The 17124-nt window shown below is 71.3% G+C and carries 16 protein-coding genes; 6 read left to right on the top strand and 10 right to left on the bottom strand.

Translation table 11 applies throughout. The features are described 5' to 3' along the window. The first annotated feature begins 181 nt into the window (after window positions 1-181). Window positions 182-676, top strand: coding sequence for a GNAT family N-acetyltransferase (locus tag NE234_RS39290; RefSeq protein WP_252786113.1), 495 nt, complete (start codon window positions 182-184; stop codon window positions 674-676). Window positions 677-718: 42 nt separating this feature from the next. Here NE234_RS39290 and NE234_RS39285 read toward each other — a convergent pair whose 3' ends face one another. Further along, window positions 719-2791 (bottom strand): MFS transporter, encoded by a 2073-nt coding sequence (locus NE234_RS39285; protein ID WP_252786112.1) that lies wholly within the window; start codon window positions 2789-2791, stop codon window positions 719-721. Between the two features lie 96 nt (window positions 2792-2887). On the opposite strand from NE234_RS39285, the gene NE234_RS39280 reads away from it, so the two are divergent. Further along, window positions 2888-3343, top strand: coding sequence for a MarR family winged helix-turn-helix transcriptional regulator (locus NE234_RS39280; RefSeq protein WP_252786111.1), 456 nt, complete (start codon window positions 2888-2890; stop codon window positions 3341-3343). Between the two features lie 24 nt (window positions 3344-3367). On the opposite strand, the gene NE234_RS39275 is transcribed toward NE234_RS39280, so the two are convergent. The 4 genes from NE234_RS39275 to NE234_RS39260 form a co-directional block, all read right to left on the bottom strand. Then, complete coding sequence (locus NE234_RS39275; protein ID WP_252786109.1) at window positions 3368-3712, bottom strand: ATP-binding protein; 345 nt, start codon at window positions 3710-3712, stop codon at window positions 3368-3370. Between the two features lie 310 nt (window positions 3713-4022). Beyond that, window positions 4023-4400 carry a hypothetical protein gene (locus tag NE234_RS39270; protein ID WP_252786108.1) on the bottom strand — a complete coding sequence of 126 codons (378 nt, stop codon included), beginning with the start codon at window positions 4398-4400 and terminating at the stop codon, window positions 4023-4025. A 34-nt stretch (window positions 4401-4434) separates the two neighbouring features. Continuing rightward, on the bottom strand, window positions 4435-5649 hold the full coding sequence (locus NE234_RS39265) for a WXG100-like domain-containing protein (protein ID WP_252786107.1): 1215 nt from the start codon (window positions 5647-5649) through the stop codon (window positions 4435-4437). Between the two features lie 199 nt (window positions 5650-5848). Next, window positions 5849-6154 carry an STAS domain-containing protein gene (locus NE234_RS39260; protein ID WP_252786105.1) on the bottom strand — a complete coding sequence of 102 codons (306 nt, stop codon included), beginning with the start codon at window positions 6152-6154 and terminating at the stop codon, window positions 5849-5851. Window positions 6155-6350: 196 nt separating this feature from the next. Here NE234_RS39260 and NE234_RS39255 point away from each other — a divergent pair, with 196 nt between their 5' ends. Together NE234_RS39255 and NE234_RS39250 are read left to right on the top strand one after the other, a co-directional pair. Continuing rightward, window positions 6351-6686 carry a helix-turn-helix transcriptional regulator gene (locus NE234_RS39255; RefSeq protein WP_308206983.1) on the top strand — a complete coding sequence of 112 codons (336 nt, stop codon included), beginning with the start codon at window positions 6351-6353 and terminating at the stop codon, window positions 6684-6686. Window positions 6687-6879: 193 nt separating this feature from the next. Continuing rightward, complete coding sequence (locus NE234_RS39250; protein WP_252786102.1) at window positions 6880-8076, top strand: hypothetical protein; 1197 nt, start codon at window positions 6880-6882, stop codon at window positions 8074-8076. Here the strand turns inward: NE234_RS39250 and NE234_RS39245 are convergent. Both NE234_RS39245 and NE234_RS39240 read right to left on the bottom strand, forming a co-directional pair. After that, the gene (locus NE234_RS39245) at window positions 8057-8656 is read right to left on the bottom strand and encodes a hypothetical protein (RefSeq protein WP_252786101.1); all 600 of its coding nucleotides are present in this window, start codon (window positions 8654-8656) and stop codon (window positions 8057-8059) included. The genes NE234_RS39250 and NE234_RS39245 overlap by 20 nt on opposite strands. Window positions 8657-8700: 44 nt before the next feature. After that, the gene (locus NE234_RS39240; protein WP_252786100.1) at window positions 8701-9828 is read right to left on the bottom strand and encodes a PP2C family protein-serine/threonine phosphatase; all 1128 of its coding nucleotides are present in this window, start codon (window positions 9826-9828) and stop codon (window positions 8701-8703) included. Between the two features lie 426 nt (window positions 9829-10254). Between NE234_RS39240 and NE234_RS39235 the strand changes: the two genes are divergently transcribed. Beyond that, on the top strand, window positions 10255-10620 hold the full coding sequence (locus tag NE234_RS39235) for a histone-like nucleoid-structuring protein Lsr2 (protein ID WP_252786098.1): 366 nt from the start codon (window positions 10255-10257) through the stop codon (window positions 10618-10620). A 66-nt stretch (window positions 10621-10686) separates the two neighbouring features. Here the strand turns inward: NE234_RS39235 and NE234_RS39230 are convergent, their stop codons facing one another. Both NE234_RS39230 and NE234_RS39225 read right to left on the bottom strand, forming a co-directional pair. Further along, window positions 10687-14229, bottom strand: a complete 3543-nt coding sequence (locus NE234_RS39230) for an FG-GAP-like repeat-containing protein (protein ID WP_252786096.1) — start codon at window positions 14227-14229, stop codon at window positions 10687-10689. Between the two features lie 203 nt (window positions 14230-14432). Continuing rightward, entirely contained in the window at window positions 14433-14894 is a 462-nt protein-coding gene (locus tag NE234_RS39225; protein WP_252786094.1) for an SRPBCC family protein, read from the bottom strand. A gap of 111 nt (window positions 14895-15005) precedes the next feature. On the opposite strand from NE234_RS39225, the gene NE234_RS39220 reads away from it, so the two are divergent. Then, window positions 15006-15614 (top strand): class I SAM-dependent methyltransferase, encoded by a 609-nt coding sequence (locus NE234_RS39220; protein WP_252786093.1) that lies wholly within the window; start codon window positions 15006-15008, stop codon window positions 15612-15614. A gap of 17 nt (window positions 15615-15631) precedes the next feature. Here the strand turns inward: NE234_RS39220 and NE234_RS39215 are convergent, their stop codons facing one another. After that, window positions 15632-17095 (bottom strand): AMP-binding protein, encoded by a 1464-nt coding sequence (locus NE234_RS39215; protein WP_252786092.1) that lies wholly within the window; start codon window positions 17093-17095, stop codon window positions 15632-15634. Between the last annotated feature and the right edge of the window lie 29 nt (window positions 17096-17124).

Below are 17124 nucleotides of genomic sequence, written 5' to 3'. Positions count from 1 at the left end.
TGAGACTGGTCGTCGTGGCGGTGGACGAACTGCATCGACGATTCGTCCACGGCAGGATGTGCCTATTCGGTCACACCCCGCCTCCTTTCCGCTCAGGTAACAGGAAGTCAGTATTTCGCATAGATGTCCGCCGCGACGCTGCTTCGACTGGTCATGGCCCGACTCTGGGTAGAGTCGGGCGGTGCCCGAGCTAGAGCAGTTGCATGCCGGCCATGCCCCGGCGGTCCTGGCCTTCGAGCTGGTGAACCGCGCCTATTTCGCTGCTTCGATCTCCGACCGCGGCGACGAGTTCTTCGACCGGTTCCCCGACCGGCACAGCGCCTCGTTGGCCGAACAAGAGGCCGGCATCTGTGCCTTCTACGTGCTCGTCGCCGATGACGGCTCGATTCTGGGCCGGTTCAACCTGTACGACATCGAGGACGGCACTGCCAAACTCGGCTATCGGGTCGCGCAGCAGATCGCCGGCCGCGGCGTGGCGACCGCGACCGTCCGGGAGCTGTGCCGGATCGCGGCAACGCGGCACGGGCTGCGCACGCTGCGGGCGGCCACCTCCCACGCCAACGTCGCGTCCCAGAAGGTGTTGACCAAGGCCGGGTTCGTCCCGGTCGGCCCGGCCGCCCCGGCCGATCTCGGCGGTAAGTCGGGCACCTGGTACCAGCGCGACCTCCAGCCATAGACCTTGATCGCGCCGGTGGACCGGCTGCAGAGCCGGCGGTGGTCAGCCGCGGAGGATTCCCTCCAGGAAGGCGCCGGCCAGGATGTGCCCTTCCACGTGGGGGAGCAGCCGCTGCAGATCCGCGTCGGTCGCGTTCTCGGGCATGACCTCGTCCAGGGCGAAGAGGTGGAAGCCGTAGCGGTGCACGCCGTGGCCCGGCAGCGGGCGCGGGCCGTGGTAGCCGGTGCGGCCGCGGTGGTCGGGCAGGTAGCGGACGCGGGGATTGTCCGGCGCCAGCGCTCCCTCCTCGACGTACGCCGGGTCGGGCGGGAGGAGAGCGGCGAGGTGAACGCCGGGCCGGGCCATCGGCACGTCGATGTCCTCCATGACGAGCAGGAGCTGGGCCGTGCCCTCGGGCAGCCCGGCCCATCGCAGCTCGGGGGAGAGGTTGGGCCCCAGATCCATCGTGGCGTGCCGGAGGGGGATCGTTCCGCCGTGGTCGAAGGAGGGAGAGGTCAGCTCGAACGTCCGCGGTGCGGCGAGCTCGGGGGCGTTGCGGACGCTGTGCTCGGTGCCGGCGCGTTTGCGGCGCAGGAGCAGCCCGAGAGGGGTCAGCAGCAGCGCGAGGATTCTGAGGTGCACAGGGGTGCCTTCCGTTGTCGGATGCGGACTCGCCGGAGGGTTCTGGGAGGCCGGTGCCTGCTCCCTGGGCCCTCCGGCGACGCTGATCGGGACTCGGCGGTCCAGGGCGGTGACCAGCGCGGTGAACGCGCCGAGCCCCACGACGACCCAGCCCAGGTGGTGAAAGCCGGTGTCGGTGACCCGGTCGCCGAAGGCGATCCCGATGAGACTGGAGGAGAAGATCGCGCCGATGTAGGCGAAGGTGCGGAACAGGCCTGAGGCGACGGCGATGCCGTCGGCCGGTGTCTGCACGTACAAGGTGGTCTGGTTGGCGAAGTTGCTCAGGCCGTTGGTGCATCCGAACAGCACGGTCATGGCCAGCGGGAGCCAGATCCCGGCATCGTGACGTGCGGCCGCCATCGTCAGCCCGCCACCGGCCATGGCGAGCGCGCCGAGCGTCAGGGGCCGGCGGACCCAGCCGCGCTTCGCGACGATGCGGGCCAGGACCATGCTCACCAACGAGAGCGGCAGCATGATCACCCCGACCCGGGACGAGCCGTAGCCCGCGCTGCCCTCGAGCCATTGGGTGATGGCGTACATGGCCGTGTAGACCCCGAGGCCCGTCGTCATCTGGCGCAGGTACGTGCGCCGCAGCGCGCCGCTTCGCGCGAGAGCGCGCACGTCGATCAGCGGCGACGCCGCGCGGTGCTCCCAGAGGACCAGCGCGGCGGCCGTCGCCGCCGCGAGGCCGGCGAGCGGCCACGCGGGCCGTTCGAGGTCGTCGAGGAAGATGAGCAGGCTCACGACGCAGGCGGCGAACAGCACGATGCCCGCGAGGTCGACATCGGCGAGGATGCCGGTGAGACCCCGGCTCCGGCGGGCCGGCGGATCCTGCTCGACCTGGCGGGCCGCGAAGCCGAGGGCGATCAGGGCGAGGGGAACGTTCACGAAGAACAGCGCCCGCCAGCCGAAAACCCCCGCCAGCACGCCGCCGACCGGCAGCCCCACGACGGTCACGACCTGGGACGCGATGGAGAAGTTGCCCAGCACCACGCTCGGGACGCCGGTGCCCAGACGCTCGGCGCGGCGCCGCACCAGTGCCATCGCCGACGGGTAGCAGGCCGAGGAACCGACCCCGATCAGGGCCCGCGACAGCAGCAGGAGGCCGAAGGCCGGGGCGAGACCGCCGATGACACCGCCGACCAGCAGGATGGCCACACCGGTCAGGAAGATCCTGCGCGGACCGTACAGGGTGGCGAGCTTGCCCATGGTGGGCTGCATGACCGCGCTGCACAGGTAGAGCACCGCCACCAGGCTCGCCGACCGCCCCGGGCCGACGTGGAAGTCGGCCGCGATCGCCGCCAGCCCCGTCGCGATCATCGAGCTGTTGACCGGGTTCAGGGTGGTTCCCAGCATGAGCGGCAGTGTGAAGCGCAGGCCGAACGGGGCCTCGGGCGTTCGCGCGGGCGGCCCGTCGGGCCTGGCCGTGTCGCCCAGGGGGAGGGGGTCGGGCATGGGACCTCTTCAGTCCGTGGCGGAAGGCGTCGCAGACATCCGTCACGTAGCTCTTTTGTATAACTAAGTATTTTTCTTTTGGCATACTAAGGACTCATGGATGAGCGGGCAAGTCGACCGTCGAGCGGCGACCCTGACGTGCCGGAGCTGGGCACCGCGCTGCGCGCCGCGGTCGCCCGCGTCTACAGCCGCTTCCGATCCGAGCGTGCCGAAGGTGAGATCGGCGACGCCGCCGTGCTCGCCCTGGCCGCGCTGTGCAAGCACGGGCCCCTCACCCTCACCGAGCTCAGCAACCGTGCGCGCGTCACCCCGGGCTCGATGAGTCAGACCGTCAACCGACTCGTCGCCGGCGGCTACGTGACCCGCGAGAAGGACCCGTCCGACGGGCGCCGCGTCCTGTTCGTGCCCACGCGCGACGGCAGGGCTCAGGCCGACGCCGCCCTCGCAGCCCGGCAGGACTGGCTCAACCGCCAACTCGCCCGGCTCGACCCCGAGGAGCGCGCCACCCTCGCCCGCGCGGCCGACCTGTTGAGTCGCATCGCCGACTCCTGACCTCCGGCCGGTCGGCCGGTGACGCTATTCCTCTTCGGCCGGTGGGCGCGGAGCGCCCGCGGTGCTGTGATCCTCCGATGGAGGAGGGGCGGCGGCGCGGGCCCAGACCCATTTGCCGCGGTAGGACGGGCCGGCGCTCGGATCGGCGGGATCGGGGCGGTAGCCCCACTCCAGGGCGAGTGCGTCCACGATCTGCAGCCCCCGATGCCCGTTCGTGTCGAAGTCGAGGTCGGTCGGATCGCCGAGGGCCGGGTCGGCTGCGGGGGGCGGTGCGGGACGGCCCGGACTGCGGTCCCACACGGCGATGTAGAGCGCGCCGTACTCCCAGCGGCACACGAAGCGGATGATCTCGCCGGGAGTCGCTTTCACGGCATTCGTCACCAATTCGGCTGCTATAAGGGCCGCGTCGTCTGAAATGTGGGAATAGTTCCACTTTTTGAGGCGACGCATCAGCAACGTGCGCGCGAAGCCGGGTGCCGTCGCGCATGCGGGCATGCATATCCGGATATCTTCGGTCATTGCCGCCGCCGTTCCTCTGCTTGCCGTGATTCTAGATTCTTTTGCCGAGGAAGGCGTCCTCTGGGGCTACGACGGAGCGTGTCCGCCGGGCGGCACCTGACCTTGCCACGGCCGATGGCTCATCGAACCCGGCCGGGACGCGACGAAGGCCGGACTCGGTTCACTCATAGCCATCGATCGCGGTGAGACCGTCGAGGCCGAGATCCGCCAGGCATGGCACCGTTCGCGTGAAGTACCAGGCGAGGTCGGTGACCTCGGGCGCCCCGGGCAACTCGCGCCGATTCGCTCCCGGCTCAATCGTTAGACTCGATCGGTCGTCGTGGAACAACAGATTGATCCCAGTGCCGTCCGGCAGCCAGAGAGCGATCGCGGTCGGTGAGCCCTGCGAGAGATCATCATCCATCTTGCGTACGACATCGTCGTAGTCGGCGGCGGCGCAGAGATTCCAATCGAAGTCACCGGTCATAAAATTGATCTTGCCATCGAAAGTGCTATCGTGTGCGGCCTGCCAGCCTGCGGAAGCGAGACGTTCGAGCACGCGCGCGACGCTCAACTGCGATCCGAACTGTAGATCAATGCTTCTCGAACGCCCCATCGCCTGCCATTGTTTGTCCTTGTGCGCCGACGTATTCACCGTCGAACTGCCTGTTGGCCGCCTTGAACGACTCCTCTCCGCCCAGCTTCTCTCTCAAGTACTTCTCGTACGCGATACCTCGCTTGGCCGGGGTGTCCGCGGCCTTGGCGAGTTCGGAGTCGGCGAACGTCTGTGCCCTGTCCAACTCCTTGCCCAGCGCGCGGCCGACCGTCTTGTCGAAGCCGGCTTTCACAACCGTGACGATCTTCGTGTCGGCGATGGCTCTGAGAAGGTCGGCGAGGGTTTCCCGGATGGCCCAGCGTGTGGCGATGCCGGTGACGGAGCGGAGCATGAAGGCGCCGGCACGGCGAAGAAGGGGCCCCAGCGCCCTCCGTAAGAGGCCTGCGGCCGCTTCGGCGCTGAGCAGGATGATGATCTCGGCGATGTGCTCACCAGTGACGATCTTGGTGGCATCGCGAATGGCCTGCGCGTACTCGTGACAGGCATGGGCCAGGGCCTGGCACATGGTGGACAGGCCGGAGAGGACGGTGGTGGAGTCGGCGGGATGGTAAAGGGTGGCCCAGTAGTCGGCGACCGCGCTGTGTTCGGCGTTGTCCGCGGGATCGAGGATCGTGGTGATGGTCCAGTCGAGCCACGACGCGACCTGTCCGATCTCCTTCGCGGCCTCGCTCCAGGCGTCGCCCGTCTGGTCGAACAGCTGGGGGTTGCCCTGCGGCCAGTCGTCCGAAGTGCCGATGAGGTCGTCGACCCATCCGGGTAGATGTGGAAGTCTGACGCGAATGAGCGGCACGGTGGTGTGCGGCGCCCAGCTCATCGCTCCGATCACCGACGGAGGGGCGGCGGCCACGGCGAAGTTCTGTGTCACCGGATGCACCGGATACTGCGGCGGTGGGTTACCGGGATCGTCGGCGCGCGAATGGTGGTCGGCGGCCAGATGATTGTTGATCGTCTGGGTCAGCCCCAGTGAGGTGCCGCCCAAAGCCTCGATCGCGGTGTGGAATGCCTGGAAGGCGGCCTTCGCCGCCGGATCATAGAACGCCGCTAATTGATGGGCCGCCTTGTCGAATCCGGCCATCCCCGCCGAGTGCGCGGCCAGCTTCTGCGAAAGCGTCGTATACGCCCTGATCAGATCCTGCTGCCCGGTCGCGAAGTTGGCCGCCGCTCGATCCACCGTCTCCGGTGTGATGTCCACTCGCGGCGCCGGAGGAGGCGACTCACGTGGTGGGCTCATGCCGTAGGCCACATCACAGGTCTCGCGAGCAGGCCGTACTGATCCTCGATGAGCGATGGATGCGCTCGGCCACCGTTCGTGCCCCCCTTAGCGCGATGCACCGGCTGATCAGAATCACCGCATCGCCGCTCGACTGTCAAGGGCGGGGGACCGGAGCCGGTCAGATGGCGTTCATGCGCTGGTTCAGGCGGTGGACGCAGGGAGCGATGTTCAGCAGCCGGGGCCGGGGGCCGCGGCGGGATTCGGGGCCGACGAGGATGCGCCAGCCGGAGACGTCGATGAAGCGGAGGCCCTCGGTGTCGACCGTCACGCGCCCCCACTCCGCTGTGACGTGGGCGAGCGCGTCGGCGAGGGCGTGGCTGTTGGTGACGTCGATGTCGCCCCTCAGAAGCACCGTGTCCGGGGGTGTCACCTGGATGATGCTGAGTTGGCGGTCCTCGTACAGGACGAGGCTCGCGCGCGGCATGATCGTTCCTGCCGTGTGTCCGTTACGTTCTGCCATGACGGCCACTAACATCACGAGGGTGCGCTCGTACGGGCCGCCGATTAATCCGCATGTCCCGAGCATGCCTGGAGGAGAGAACCACGTCAACCGATACCGGAAACGAACTTCTTGATTTGCGCACCCGAGCAGCACGGTGACCGGCCCGAACGCGGATCGGATGAGGAGCACCATGGGCACGCCCGCGGATGGTGGACCCATCCGGCACTGGACCTTTCTGACGAATCACGCTCGCGTACTTCTGGAGATCGCCCGGAACCCACAGGCGAGGCTGCGGGACATGGCGGCCGTCGCGGGCATCACCGAGCGGGCCGCCCAGACGATCGTGACCGACCTCGAGGCCGCGGGTTATCTCACCCGGACCCGCGTCGGCCGGCGCAACCACTACACGATCGATCCGACACGCCGCTTCCGCCATCCGGCCGAGGCCGATCACCGCATCGAGGGCCTGCTCTCCCTGTTCACGCACCGGGAGGAGAGCCGGGACCCCGAGTAGGGGCCGCTCTCGTCGAGCGGACCGGCAGTGTGTTCGCGAGCGCGCGCTGCCCCGGACCTCGGCGGCCCGGCTCGAGGTCCGCGCGGCCGTCGCTTTACCGAAGCCGGGCCGACCTGGGCATTGACTACGCGGTTTTCGTCGCGCACCGTCGAGAGTGGAGTTCCGCCTTCACTTCCTGAGGTGATTGCGCACGATGCGTCGTCCGGTTCCGCCGGTCCGGCGAGTCCAGGCGTCCGGCGAGTCGATGGGGGCGGGAGGAAGAGCCCGCGGTGGCGCCGTCGCGGTGCTGGCCGGCCGGGTCTTCGCTCATGCCCGCCCGTCGGACGCCTCCGACCTCGCGGCGCTCGTCGGCACGGGAGGCGGTCTGGTGCTGACCGGTGCCAACCCGGTGCGGGCGGCCCGGCGGTGCCGGGAGGAACAGGCGTTCGGCGGCCCGATCCTGTTCGACCTCGCGGCGGCGGAGGCGAAGGTCGCCACCCGCGATCGCCCGTTCGACGACGGCGGCGACGGGCTGATGGAGATCACCCTGGAGGAGCGCGTCCAGGGGCAGATCGACGCGGGCGCGGACGCGGTGCTCACTCCCACCGGGTACCTGCGGGCGGCGGACTTCGGCGCCGTGGAGGCGGCGATCGAGGGCGCGGTCGGCCTGGGCCGCGACGACGTCATCCTGTCGCTTCCCCTGGACGCCGGATGGCTCGCGCCGGGGCTGATCGACAAGGCGATCGGCGTGCTCGCCCAGGCGCCGATCGCGAAGGCGGTGATGCTGGGCGGCCGGCCGGACCCGCCGCGGCGGATGATGAACGGCCTGCTCGGCCTGCGCCGCCTCGTCACCGAGGTCCCGGACGTCGCCCTGTTCCGTACGGATCTGGCGGGGCTCGACGCGGTGGCGCAGGGCTGCCTGGCCGCCTCGATCGGGACCAGCGGCGCGCTGCGGCGGATCGTCCCGCCGGGCGAGGCCGCGGTGTACGGACCGGCGAACGGGGACGACCGGTCGCCCGGCGTCCTGGTGCCCGACCTCCTCGCGTACGTGCGGGGCAGCGTGCTCGCCGAACGCTTCGGCGACCGGCCGGCGCCGCCGTGCCGCTGCGCCCGCTGCGGCGGCCGGAGCATCGTGAGCTTCCTCCGGCAGGAGGACTGGAAGGACGCGCGCCTGCACGGCGTCGCGGTCTGGACCGAGTGGGCGCGCAACCTCGTGTACCCCGACTCGCTGGAGGGCCGTCGCCGTTACTGGCGGCGGCTCTGCCGGGACGCGATCGCCGCGCACGCCCGCTACAACACCTCCGTACGGGCGCGGGAGCCGGTGTTCGTGCCGCCGGAGTCGCTGTGGCTCTGGGCCGGCGAGGACACCGCCACCGCGACGGCCGGGTCGGTCACGCCGGCGCGGCCCTGAGCGTTCGCAGGTGGAGCTCCTCGGCGAACGCCCAGCCGGCGGGCGTGTGCGCCCGGCTCCCGAAGGGTTCAGGGGGCACGATGACCTCGGTGCCGGCGACGAGCCCGACCCCCCAGTAGTCGGCCTCCGCCCGCGCCTCGCCGAGGTCGGCGGGCGGGCCCGGCAGGACCACCAGGCGCGCGCAGTACGCGCCGAACCGCCCGGCGCGGTCGAGGCCGGCCCGCCAGGACGCCGCCCGGACGATGGCGAGCTCGGGGCGCAGGGGGCGCCGCAGCCGCCGTACGACGCCCGTCGGCGTGAGGTCGGCGCATCCGGGCGGGAGCTCGCGGACGGCCCGCCGCTCCCTGGCCGACAGGGCGGTCCAGGGGACGGCCGCCCCGGCCGGGAGCCCCAGCAGGACGTCGAGCAGATCGACGCGGGTCACGCCGGTCAGCCCGGCGGCCGCCCGCCGTCGCCGCTCCGCCTCGTCGGGAACGTAGGCCATGGTGACCTCGACGCCCCGCATTCGTACGTCGGCCAGCCGGGCCGCGGGCCGGACGGTGCTGGGGGGAAGGGCCGCTCGGGACCCGGTCGCCGTCATGGCGGACCAGCCTGCCATGACTGGGGGCGCGCCCGTGCCCCGGCTCACCTGCGCCGGATGAGGAGCATGGCCGCGTCGTCGGCGATGCGGCCGCCGACGTGCCGGAGGACGTCGGCGCGCAGGTCTCCGAGCGCCTGTTCGGGGTCGGCGGCCTGGAGCAGGTGCGCGCGCTCGGCCAGCGGGTAGAAGCGGCCCTCGCCGTCGCGGGCCTCGACGACCCCGTCGGTGTACAGCAGCATCTGGTCCGCGGGCGCGAACTTGATGCGGTACGGGCGCGGGGCGGCGGCGCCGAGGTCGGACAGGCCGAACGGCGGGGCGACGTCGTCGGGTTCGGCGAACCCGCCTTCGCCGCCGCCGCGCAGCACGAACGGCGAAGGGTGACCGTAGTTGAGCAGCGTGACGATCTCGGCCTCGCCGAACTCGGCCAGCACGGCCGTGACGAACTTCTCGCCGGCGCCCTCCGCCGCCGTCCGCCCGGAACCGGCCGCTCCCGCGCGCCCGGAGCCCGTCGCCGTCCGCCCGGAGCCCGCCGCGGGCGGCCGGCCGGAGCCCTCCTGGACCGGACGGCCGGTGGGCTCCGCGTCCAGGCGGCGGCGCAGCGCGGCCTCGATGCGGGTCGCGACACCGGTCAGGTCGGGCTCGTCGTAGGCGGCCTCACGGAACGCGCCGAGGACGTCCGCGGCCGTCTCGACCGCCTCCAGCCCCTTGCCCTGGACGTCCCCGACGATGACCCGGACGCCGTACGGGGTGGGAGTGACCTCGTACAGGTCACCTCCGATGCTGGCCTCCGCCGTCGCGGAGGTGTAGCCGACGGCGACGTGGATGGATCCGACGCGCCGGGGGACGGGGCGGAGCAGCACGCGCTGCGCCACCTCGGCCACGGACCGGACGTCGGCGAGGATGCGCTCGCGCTTCTTGCGGTCGGCGCTGGCCGCGACGCTCGCCGCCGCGACTCCGGCCATGGCGAGGAGCGTGAGGGTGTTGTGCCGGCGGCCGAGCGTGTGGTGGTGGTAGCTGAGGGCGGCGGACAGCGCCAGGGCGGTGAGGCCCACCAGCGCGGTGCGCCGGATCCCGCACCACAGGCTCGCGAAGGCGGGGCCGAGGACGAGCATCGGCCGGAATATGATGTCCGGGCTCGCCCAGAAGTCGGCCAGGGCGACGAGCGCGAGCATGCCGAACGGCAGGGACCGCAGCAGCGGTCCGGGTCTCGAACGCGGTGTCTCGCTTATGGCGCACCCCCAGCCGATCGCGTTGCATTCGTGGGGAGAATAGCGCCGCCGGGCGGCCGGCTCCGTCACTTTCCGGCATGGCGGCCGTGGCGACGGATATGTCGTCCCGGCCTGCGGGTGACGTCGCGTGCGGATGTTCCCTGCGATAATATTGGATAGCCACTCAAAGGGGGATATTCGGCAAATATCGCTCGGTGAATAACGCGCGAACCAGGTGGATCCCGGGGCACTTCGCGGCTCGTCGCCGGGCAAGCCCACCCACCTGGGACGATGGCTCCGGGCCGATGGCGTCGCGAGCGTGCGTCACCGACTGTCGTACGCTCGTATTATCCTAACCCCCGACAAAGTTAGCTGAGAGAGGAATACCTCGTGGCGACGAAAGTCGTAATGGTGGATGATTTGGATGGGCATGACGGTGAAGACGTCGCCAAGCGGGATTTCGAGGTTTCTGGCGTAACGTACACCATCGATCTCGGCGATGAGAACTTCAAGCGTCTCGAAGAGCTCCTCGGAGAGCTCGCGCCGTATATCGAGAAGGCGGCCAAGGTCCGCCAGGCGGGCCGGGCCCGCAAGAGCGCGTCGGACACGGCGCCGCGCCTGCGCGGCTACTCCAACAGCGACGTACGCGAGTGGGCCGTCGCCGAGGGCATCGAGGTGAGCGAGCGCGGCAAGATCGCCGACGAGGTCTACGAGAAGTTCATCGAGGCCCACCCGGACGCCAAGCCGGAGGAGTGACGCGGCGCCGGCGGCCCGCTCGGGACCGCCGGCGCCTCTCGAGGGCCACCTCCCGCGAGTCGTCCCTCAGAAGGTCGCCGGCGGGCCGAGGTTCCCGGCGTCGTCGACGGCCTGTACCACGACCTTCCGTGCGCCCGCCGGGATCGTGAGGCTCTGCCGGTCGCCCGCGGCCACGGTCGCCGTGACGGTCGAGACCCGGCCGTCGGCGTCGACGCGGTAGGTCGCGGCGCGGCCGGCGTACCCGTCGTCGCCCGGCGCGGCGAAGCTCACGGTCGTGCCGTCATGGCGCAGGTCGCGCAGGGCGCCGGGTGGACGGGTGTCCGTCCCGTACCGCCCGGTGCGCCACTGGTCGTGGTGGTAGGTCCAGGACTCGGTGTCCGGCCTGCCGTCGGTCTTCCAGGCGAACAGATAGCCCTCGCGCGTGGTCGTCACCAGGTCCGTGCGGCCGTCGCCGTCCAGGTCGCCGGCGGACGGGGAGAACAACGTCCACCCGCCGGTGAACTTCGGGAAGCCGGCGGCCTGGCCGGACGGCGTGAACGCGTGGATCGTCGAGGTGTCCCCGCCGTCGACGACCTCGGCCTTGCCGTCACCGGTGACGTCAGTGATCAGCGGCGCGCCGAGGAAGTCCAGGCCGGTCCGCGCGTGCGGGTACCCCGAGACCGGGAGCGTGGTCGCGGCGTCGTAGCCGCGCTCGTAGTTGGCGATGGCGGTGCCGCTGCCGGGGTACAGCAGCGCGGCGACCAGCGACACCGCGCCCGACCCGGACTCGGCGTACCCGAGCCGCCCGGCGTCGCCGAACCGCCCGAACGCCCCGCTCGTCGTGAACGACGCGGGCAGGTCCACCGCCGGGGCCGGAGACGAGCCGGTCAGCAGCGCCCGTACGGCCGCCGCGTCGTGGCTCAGCAGCGCGGACGCCGGATTGTTGAGCGGCCCGTACGCGCCCCGGATCGTGCCGTCGCCGCCGATGAGGAAGGTCGCGGAGAACGACGGCCCGGTGGCGACCTCGTCCTTGCCGTCGCCGTCCACGTCCGCGACCGCCGGGCTGTTCGCCGCCTCGGTGATGAACTCCTGCGCGCTGCCGTAGTACGTGATGATCGACGGCACCCGCACCGGCCATCCCTTCACCGGCGAGCCGTCGGCGTGGTACGCGTACACGTAATTCGCGCCGAGCGCCTGGATGCCCGCCCCGTGGCTCTCGGAGTGCTGGGAGCGCACCACGATCTCCGGCGTGTGGTCGCCGTCGAGGTCGGCCACGGCGGGGGTGGCGTCGAGCTTCGCGTCGTCGATCGCGGTGAGCCCGGAGGCCGGCTTCGGCGGGTCCGCCACGGTCACCGGCCAGCCGGGGACGTCCGAGCCGTCCGCGTGCCAGGCGTGCAGCCGCCCGTCCCACCCGGCCTGCACGATCTCCAGGCCGGGCTTGCCGTCTAGGTCGACGAGGACGGGACAGGCGGTCGCGCCCTGGTGGGGGAGGCGGGTGTAGGGCAGCGCGGGCCGGGGGATCGCGGGTTTGCTCACGCCCGCGTCCAGCGTCTTGGGCCAGCCGGGCAGGAGCCGACCCTGGGCGTCGAAGACGTATGTCCGGCCGGTCGTGCTGGTCACCACGACCTCCTGGCGGCCGTCGTGGAACAGGTCGCCGACGGCCACCGGGGCGATGATCGGCTCATGGCCCGGGTCGAAGCCGGGGATCCGGGCCGATTCGGTGTTCGTCGTCGCGGGCCAGCCGGACAACTCCTTGCCGCTCACCCCGTCGATGGCGTGCACCCGGCCGTCGGCGTCGCCGAACACGATGGCCTGGTGGCCCGAGCCCTGCAGGTCCGCGAGCGCGGGCTGGCTCTCGCCGCCGATCCCGAAACGCTGCGGGAAGCCCGCCCGCAGCGTGTCGTCGTGGTGAACGGCGATGGCGCGGCGCTCCTCGCCCATCCGGCCCGCGTCGTCCCACACCCGCAGCCGCAGGGTGACGGTGTACTGCTCGGTCGCCGACAGCTCCTTGTCGTCGGGCATCGCGTACGCCTTGTCCCAGAAGGACTGCGGCAGTTCGCTCAGGTCGAGCGTGCCCACCTTGCCGTCGTACGTCCCGGTGCCCTGCCCGGTGCCGGCCTCGATGAACGCCGAGTCGGCCGGTTCGATGCCCGGCGCGAACTCCAGCCGGTAGTGGAAGCTCCCGGTGCGGGAGGCGTCCACGTGCCCGGTGACCGGCACGGAGGAGGTCGTCGCCGGGTCGTACAGGGAGTACCAGTCCGGGCTCTCGATCCAGGTCGCGGGCGGGATGTCGCCCTTGGCGACCGCGGCGAGGGCCTTGGCGGCGTTCGGGCGGCCGTAGCCGTACTGCCGGTCCCATCCCGGCCGTCCGGGCCAGCCCAGGCCCGCGTCGTCGACGTCGCTCGCGGTCGCGCGCAGCACCTGCACGGCCTCGGCGTTGGTCAGCGGCCGGTCGATCTTCTTCTCCTTCGCGGCCTGCGCGCCGTAGGAGAGCAGCAGGCCGAACAGCCCGCCGGTCGTCGGGGTCGACTCGGACGTCGAGCCGCCCTGCGTGGCCACCGAGAACATCGCCTTCGCGCCGAACGACGTGAGGTTCGAGCGCTCGCGGTAGGTGTTCGTCAGCGTGTTGGCCAGGACGCCCGGCGCGCCCGCGGCGTTGGCGACCAGGCCGTTGCCGGGGATGACGTGCGGCCAGAACATGCCGCCCTGGTGGTCCGTGGAGTCGAAGTCGTTGCTGGACTCGACCATGACCACACCGTCGTTCCAGAGCTTGTCCACGGCGCGGCGCATCGCCGAGGAGTACCCCAGGTCCGCCGTCGTGCTGACGATGACCTTGGCTCCGGCCCGGCCCGCGTACAGCCACGCGGCCGCGAGGTCGTCCGTACGGTCCAGCGCCTCGTCGCCGGCGCGGATCGGCAGCAGCCGGCACTTGGGGCAGATGCCGGCGCCGAACCTCCCGTTGTCGGCCTGCGCGGCCGCGACCCGCTGCTGGTCGTTGGCGTGCCCGTACGTGGAGTCGGGCGTCGCGGGGTCGTTCTGGTCGTCGTAGAAGTCCCAGCCGGAGATGTCGTCGGTGAACCCGTTCCCGTCGTCGTCCTTGCCGTCGGAGAACGCGACGATGAGGTCCTCCGGGTCGATGACGCCGTTGCCGTTCGTGTCGTGCACGCGCGGGTCGTCGGCGTAGTCGGCGGCGGTGACCGCGCCGTCCCCGTCCCGGTCGTAGGTGTCCGACCCGGCGGGTTTCGGCAGCTCGCCGGTGTTCAGGTAGACCTTGTTCGCGAGGTCGGCGACGTCCCCGTTGTGCCAGTTGATCCCGCCCTCGACGTAGGCGATCACCGTGTCCGGCGATCCGGTCGTGTAGTCCCGCCAGGCCGCGTCGACCGACATTCCGGCGGCCTTCTCCGGGTCCTTCGCGAGGGGCGTGCACTTCGGGATGAAGGAGTAGAGGTTGTGCTGCTCCCCGCCCGGCGCGGCCGTGGTGAGGCAGCTCACCGGCGCGCCGTTCTCCACGGGCGCGTAGTCGGGGTCGTTGGGCGGCCCGGCGGGGAAGACGTCCGCCGTCGCCGGCCGGGCGAGCATGATCAGCAGGGCGGGCACGACGGCGCTTACGACGGCCGGGAGACGCCTCATGGGGGACCACCTCGATCAGTTGACCGCGTGGATCACTGTCCGCCAACCGCCGGGTGATGAGTAGTCCTCTGACCAGAAGAGGACATGAGTTTTTCTCGCGTTAGTGCGCACGCGAGAAGGCCGGGCCCGCCGCACGAGCGGGCCCGGCCTGGCTCCGGGAGGTCACGGCTCCGTGCCGTCCGGTGACGGCCCGGAGACGGACGTCACTGGTCCGGGCGGTCGACGTTGCCGCGCCAGGCGCCGGTCTCGCTGCCGCGCTCCTCGATGAACTCCTTGAAGCGCTTGAGGTCGTTCTTCGCCCGGTGCTTGACCATTCCGGTCTTGTCGGCGACGTTCTCGAGGAAGCCCTCGGGCTCGACCTCCAGCTGCAGGGCGACCCGGGTGTTGTCGTCGTCGAGCCGGTGGAAGGTCACCACGCCGGCGTTCTTGGGCTCCTCCACCGAGGTCCAGGCGATGCGCTCGTCGGGACGCTGCTCGGTGATCTGCGCGTCGTACTCGCGGCTCGCGCCCGCGACCTTCACCTTCCAGTGCGTGAGCGTGTCGTTGACCTGCCGGATCTCCTCCACGCCCTCCATGAACTGCGGGAAGTCCTCGAACTGGGTCCACTGGTTGTACGCGGTGTGAACCGGGACGTGGACGTCGATGCTCTCCATGACACTGCTCATCGTCCATCTCCTTCGCAGTCGTTTTCCGGTCAGGTGCCTCCGCTACCCGGTGAAAGAGCACATAAACGAGGGTCCGATCCGGACGGCCCTCCGATCCGAGATCATCGATCGATGACCCACACCGACGATCACGACTACTGGAACCACAACACCCACTACCACCGGTTGGTGCTCGACGCGATGCCCGACCCGTGCGAGGCGGCACTGGACGTCGGATGCGGTGAGGGCCTGCTCGCCCGCCGGCTCGCGACCCGGGTGCGCCGGGTCACCGGGGTCGACCGGTCGGCGGAGATGATCCGGCGGGCGCGCGAACGCGCCGGCGCGTCCGGCGGCATGGAGTTCGTGGCGGCCGACTTTCTCCGGCACCCGTTCCCCGAGGGCACGTACGACCTGGTCTGCTCGGTGGCGGTGATCCACCACATGGACTTCACGAGCGCGCTGACACGGATGGCGGACCTGCTGCGCCCCGGCGGGACACTGGTGGTCGTCGGCCTGGCCCGCAACCGTACGCCCCTGGACTGGGCGCGTGACGTCGCGGTCCTGCCCGCCGTCATGGTCGTCGACCGCGTCCGCGGCAAGGCGGATCCGGCGGGCATGCCGATGACGGCCCCGGAGATGAGCTGGGGCCAGGTGCGCGGGGAGGCCCTGCGGCTGCTGCCCGGCGCACGCTTCCGGCGGCACCTGTACTGGCGCTACTCGATCCGCTGGCGCAAGCCCTGACCGACGAGGGTCCGCGATCAGGTGGTCCCGGCGGCGGCGCGGGGCCCGGCGGGGAGGCGGGCGGCGCGGAGCGCGGCCCGGCGGATCTTCCCGGCGTCGTCGCGCAGCGGCACGGTGACGAACTCGAACGTCCGGGGAAGCTTGTACGCCGCGAGCCGCTCACGCAGGTGGGCGAGCAGCGCCGCCTCGTCGACATCCGCGTCGGCTTGGACGATGGCGTGCGGCACCGATCCGAGGTCCTCGTCGGGCAGCCCGATGACGGCGGCCGAGCGTACGGCCGGGTGCTCTTCGAGGACGCCCTCGATCTCGGCCGGATACACGTTGGACCCGCCGACGAGGATCATGTCGGTGTCGCGGTCGGTGAGGTAGAGATAGCCGTCGGCGTCGATGTAGCCGAGGTCGCCCAGGCACTCCCAGCGGCCGTCGGAGCGGGCCGTGGCGCCGATGTAGGTGTAGGTCGGCCCGGCGTCCGGGCGCATCCACACCTGGCCGACCCGGCCCGGGCCGAGGGGCCGGCCGAGCTCGTCGCGGACCTCGATGTCGCCCGTCAGCGGGCGGCCGACCGAGCCCCGGTGGGCGAGCCACTCGGTGCCGCTGATGCGGGTGACGGCCTGCGCCTCGGTCCCGGCGTACAGCTCCCAGATCCGCTCCGGGCCGAGCCAGTCGATCCACGCCTGCTTGAGCCACGGCGCGATCGGCGCGCCGAGGTGGAACAGCACGCGCAGCGCCGACAGGTCCGCGGCCGTGCGGTCGGCCTCCGGCAGCCGCCAGATCCGGTGCATCATCGTCGGCACGGCGTACATCCAGTCGACGCGGCGCCGCTCGGCGAGCCGGAGCGCCTCCGCCGCGCCGAAGCGCTCCATCAGGACCACGTGCTTGCCGAACAGCAGGGCCGCGGTGAGGGACATGAACGGGCCGTTGTGCGTCAGCGGCGCGGTCACCAGCGCCGCACCGCCCTCCGACATCTGCGCCGCGAGGCCGAACAGGCCCGCGCGCTCGGCGATCCCGGGCTCCACGGTGGCGATCAGCTTGGGACGTCCGGTGCTGCCGCCGGAGGCGAGGATCTTCCAGGGCTGCGGGACGATGCCCGGGGGAGCCGACTCCGGCTGGCCGTCTCCCGCCGACGGGGGGATGGTGCCGGGGCCGCTCGCGGCGATCACGACCACGGGCCGGGCGAGCTCGAGCACCGGCTCGCGTTCGGCGGCCGGCAGGCGGTCGGAGACCGGCACCGGGGTGCCGCCGGCCTTCCATGCGGCCAGCAGCGCGACGACGAAGTCGATGCCGTTCGGCAGGACGATCGCGACGCGGTCGCCGACGCGGACGCCGTGGTCGCGCAGCTCCCACGCGAGGCGGTTCGCGCGCTCGTCCAGCTCGCGCCGGGACAGGGTGACCCCGCCGCAGGTCAGTGCCGGCGTCTCGGGTTCCGCCGCCGCGAGGCGTGTCAGTGCGACGCCGAGCGGGGTTCCGGTGCCTGCGAACATGTGACTTCTCTTCCTTCGCGGCTCTGCTG

Origin of the sequence: Actinoallomurus rhizosphaericola, from assembly GCF_024055675.1 — a bacterium.
Taxonomy (GTDB): Bacteria; Actinomycetota; Actinomycetes; order Streptosporangiales; family Streptosporangiaceae; genus Actinoallomurus; species Actinoallomurus soli.
The sequence above is the reverse complement of the archived record's forward strand: the minus strand, read 5'-3'. Positions and strand labels throughout refer to the sequence as shown.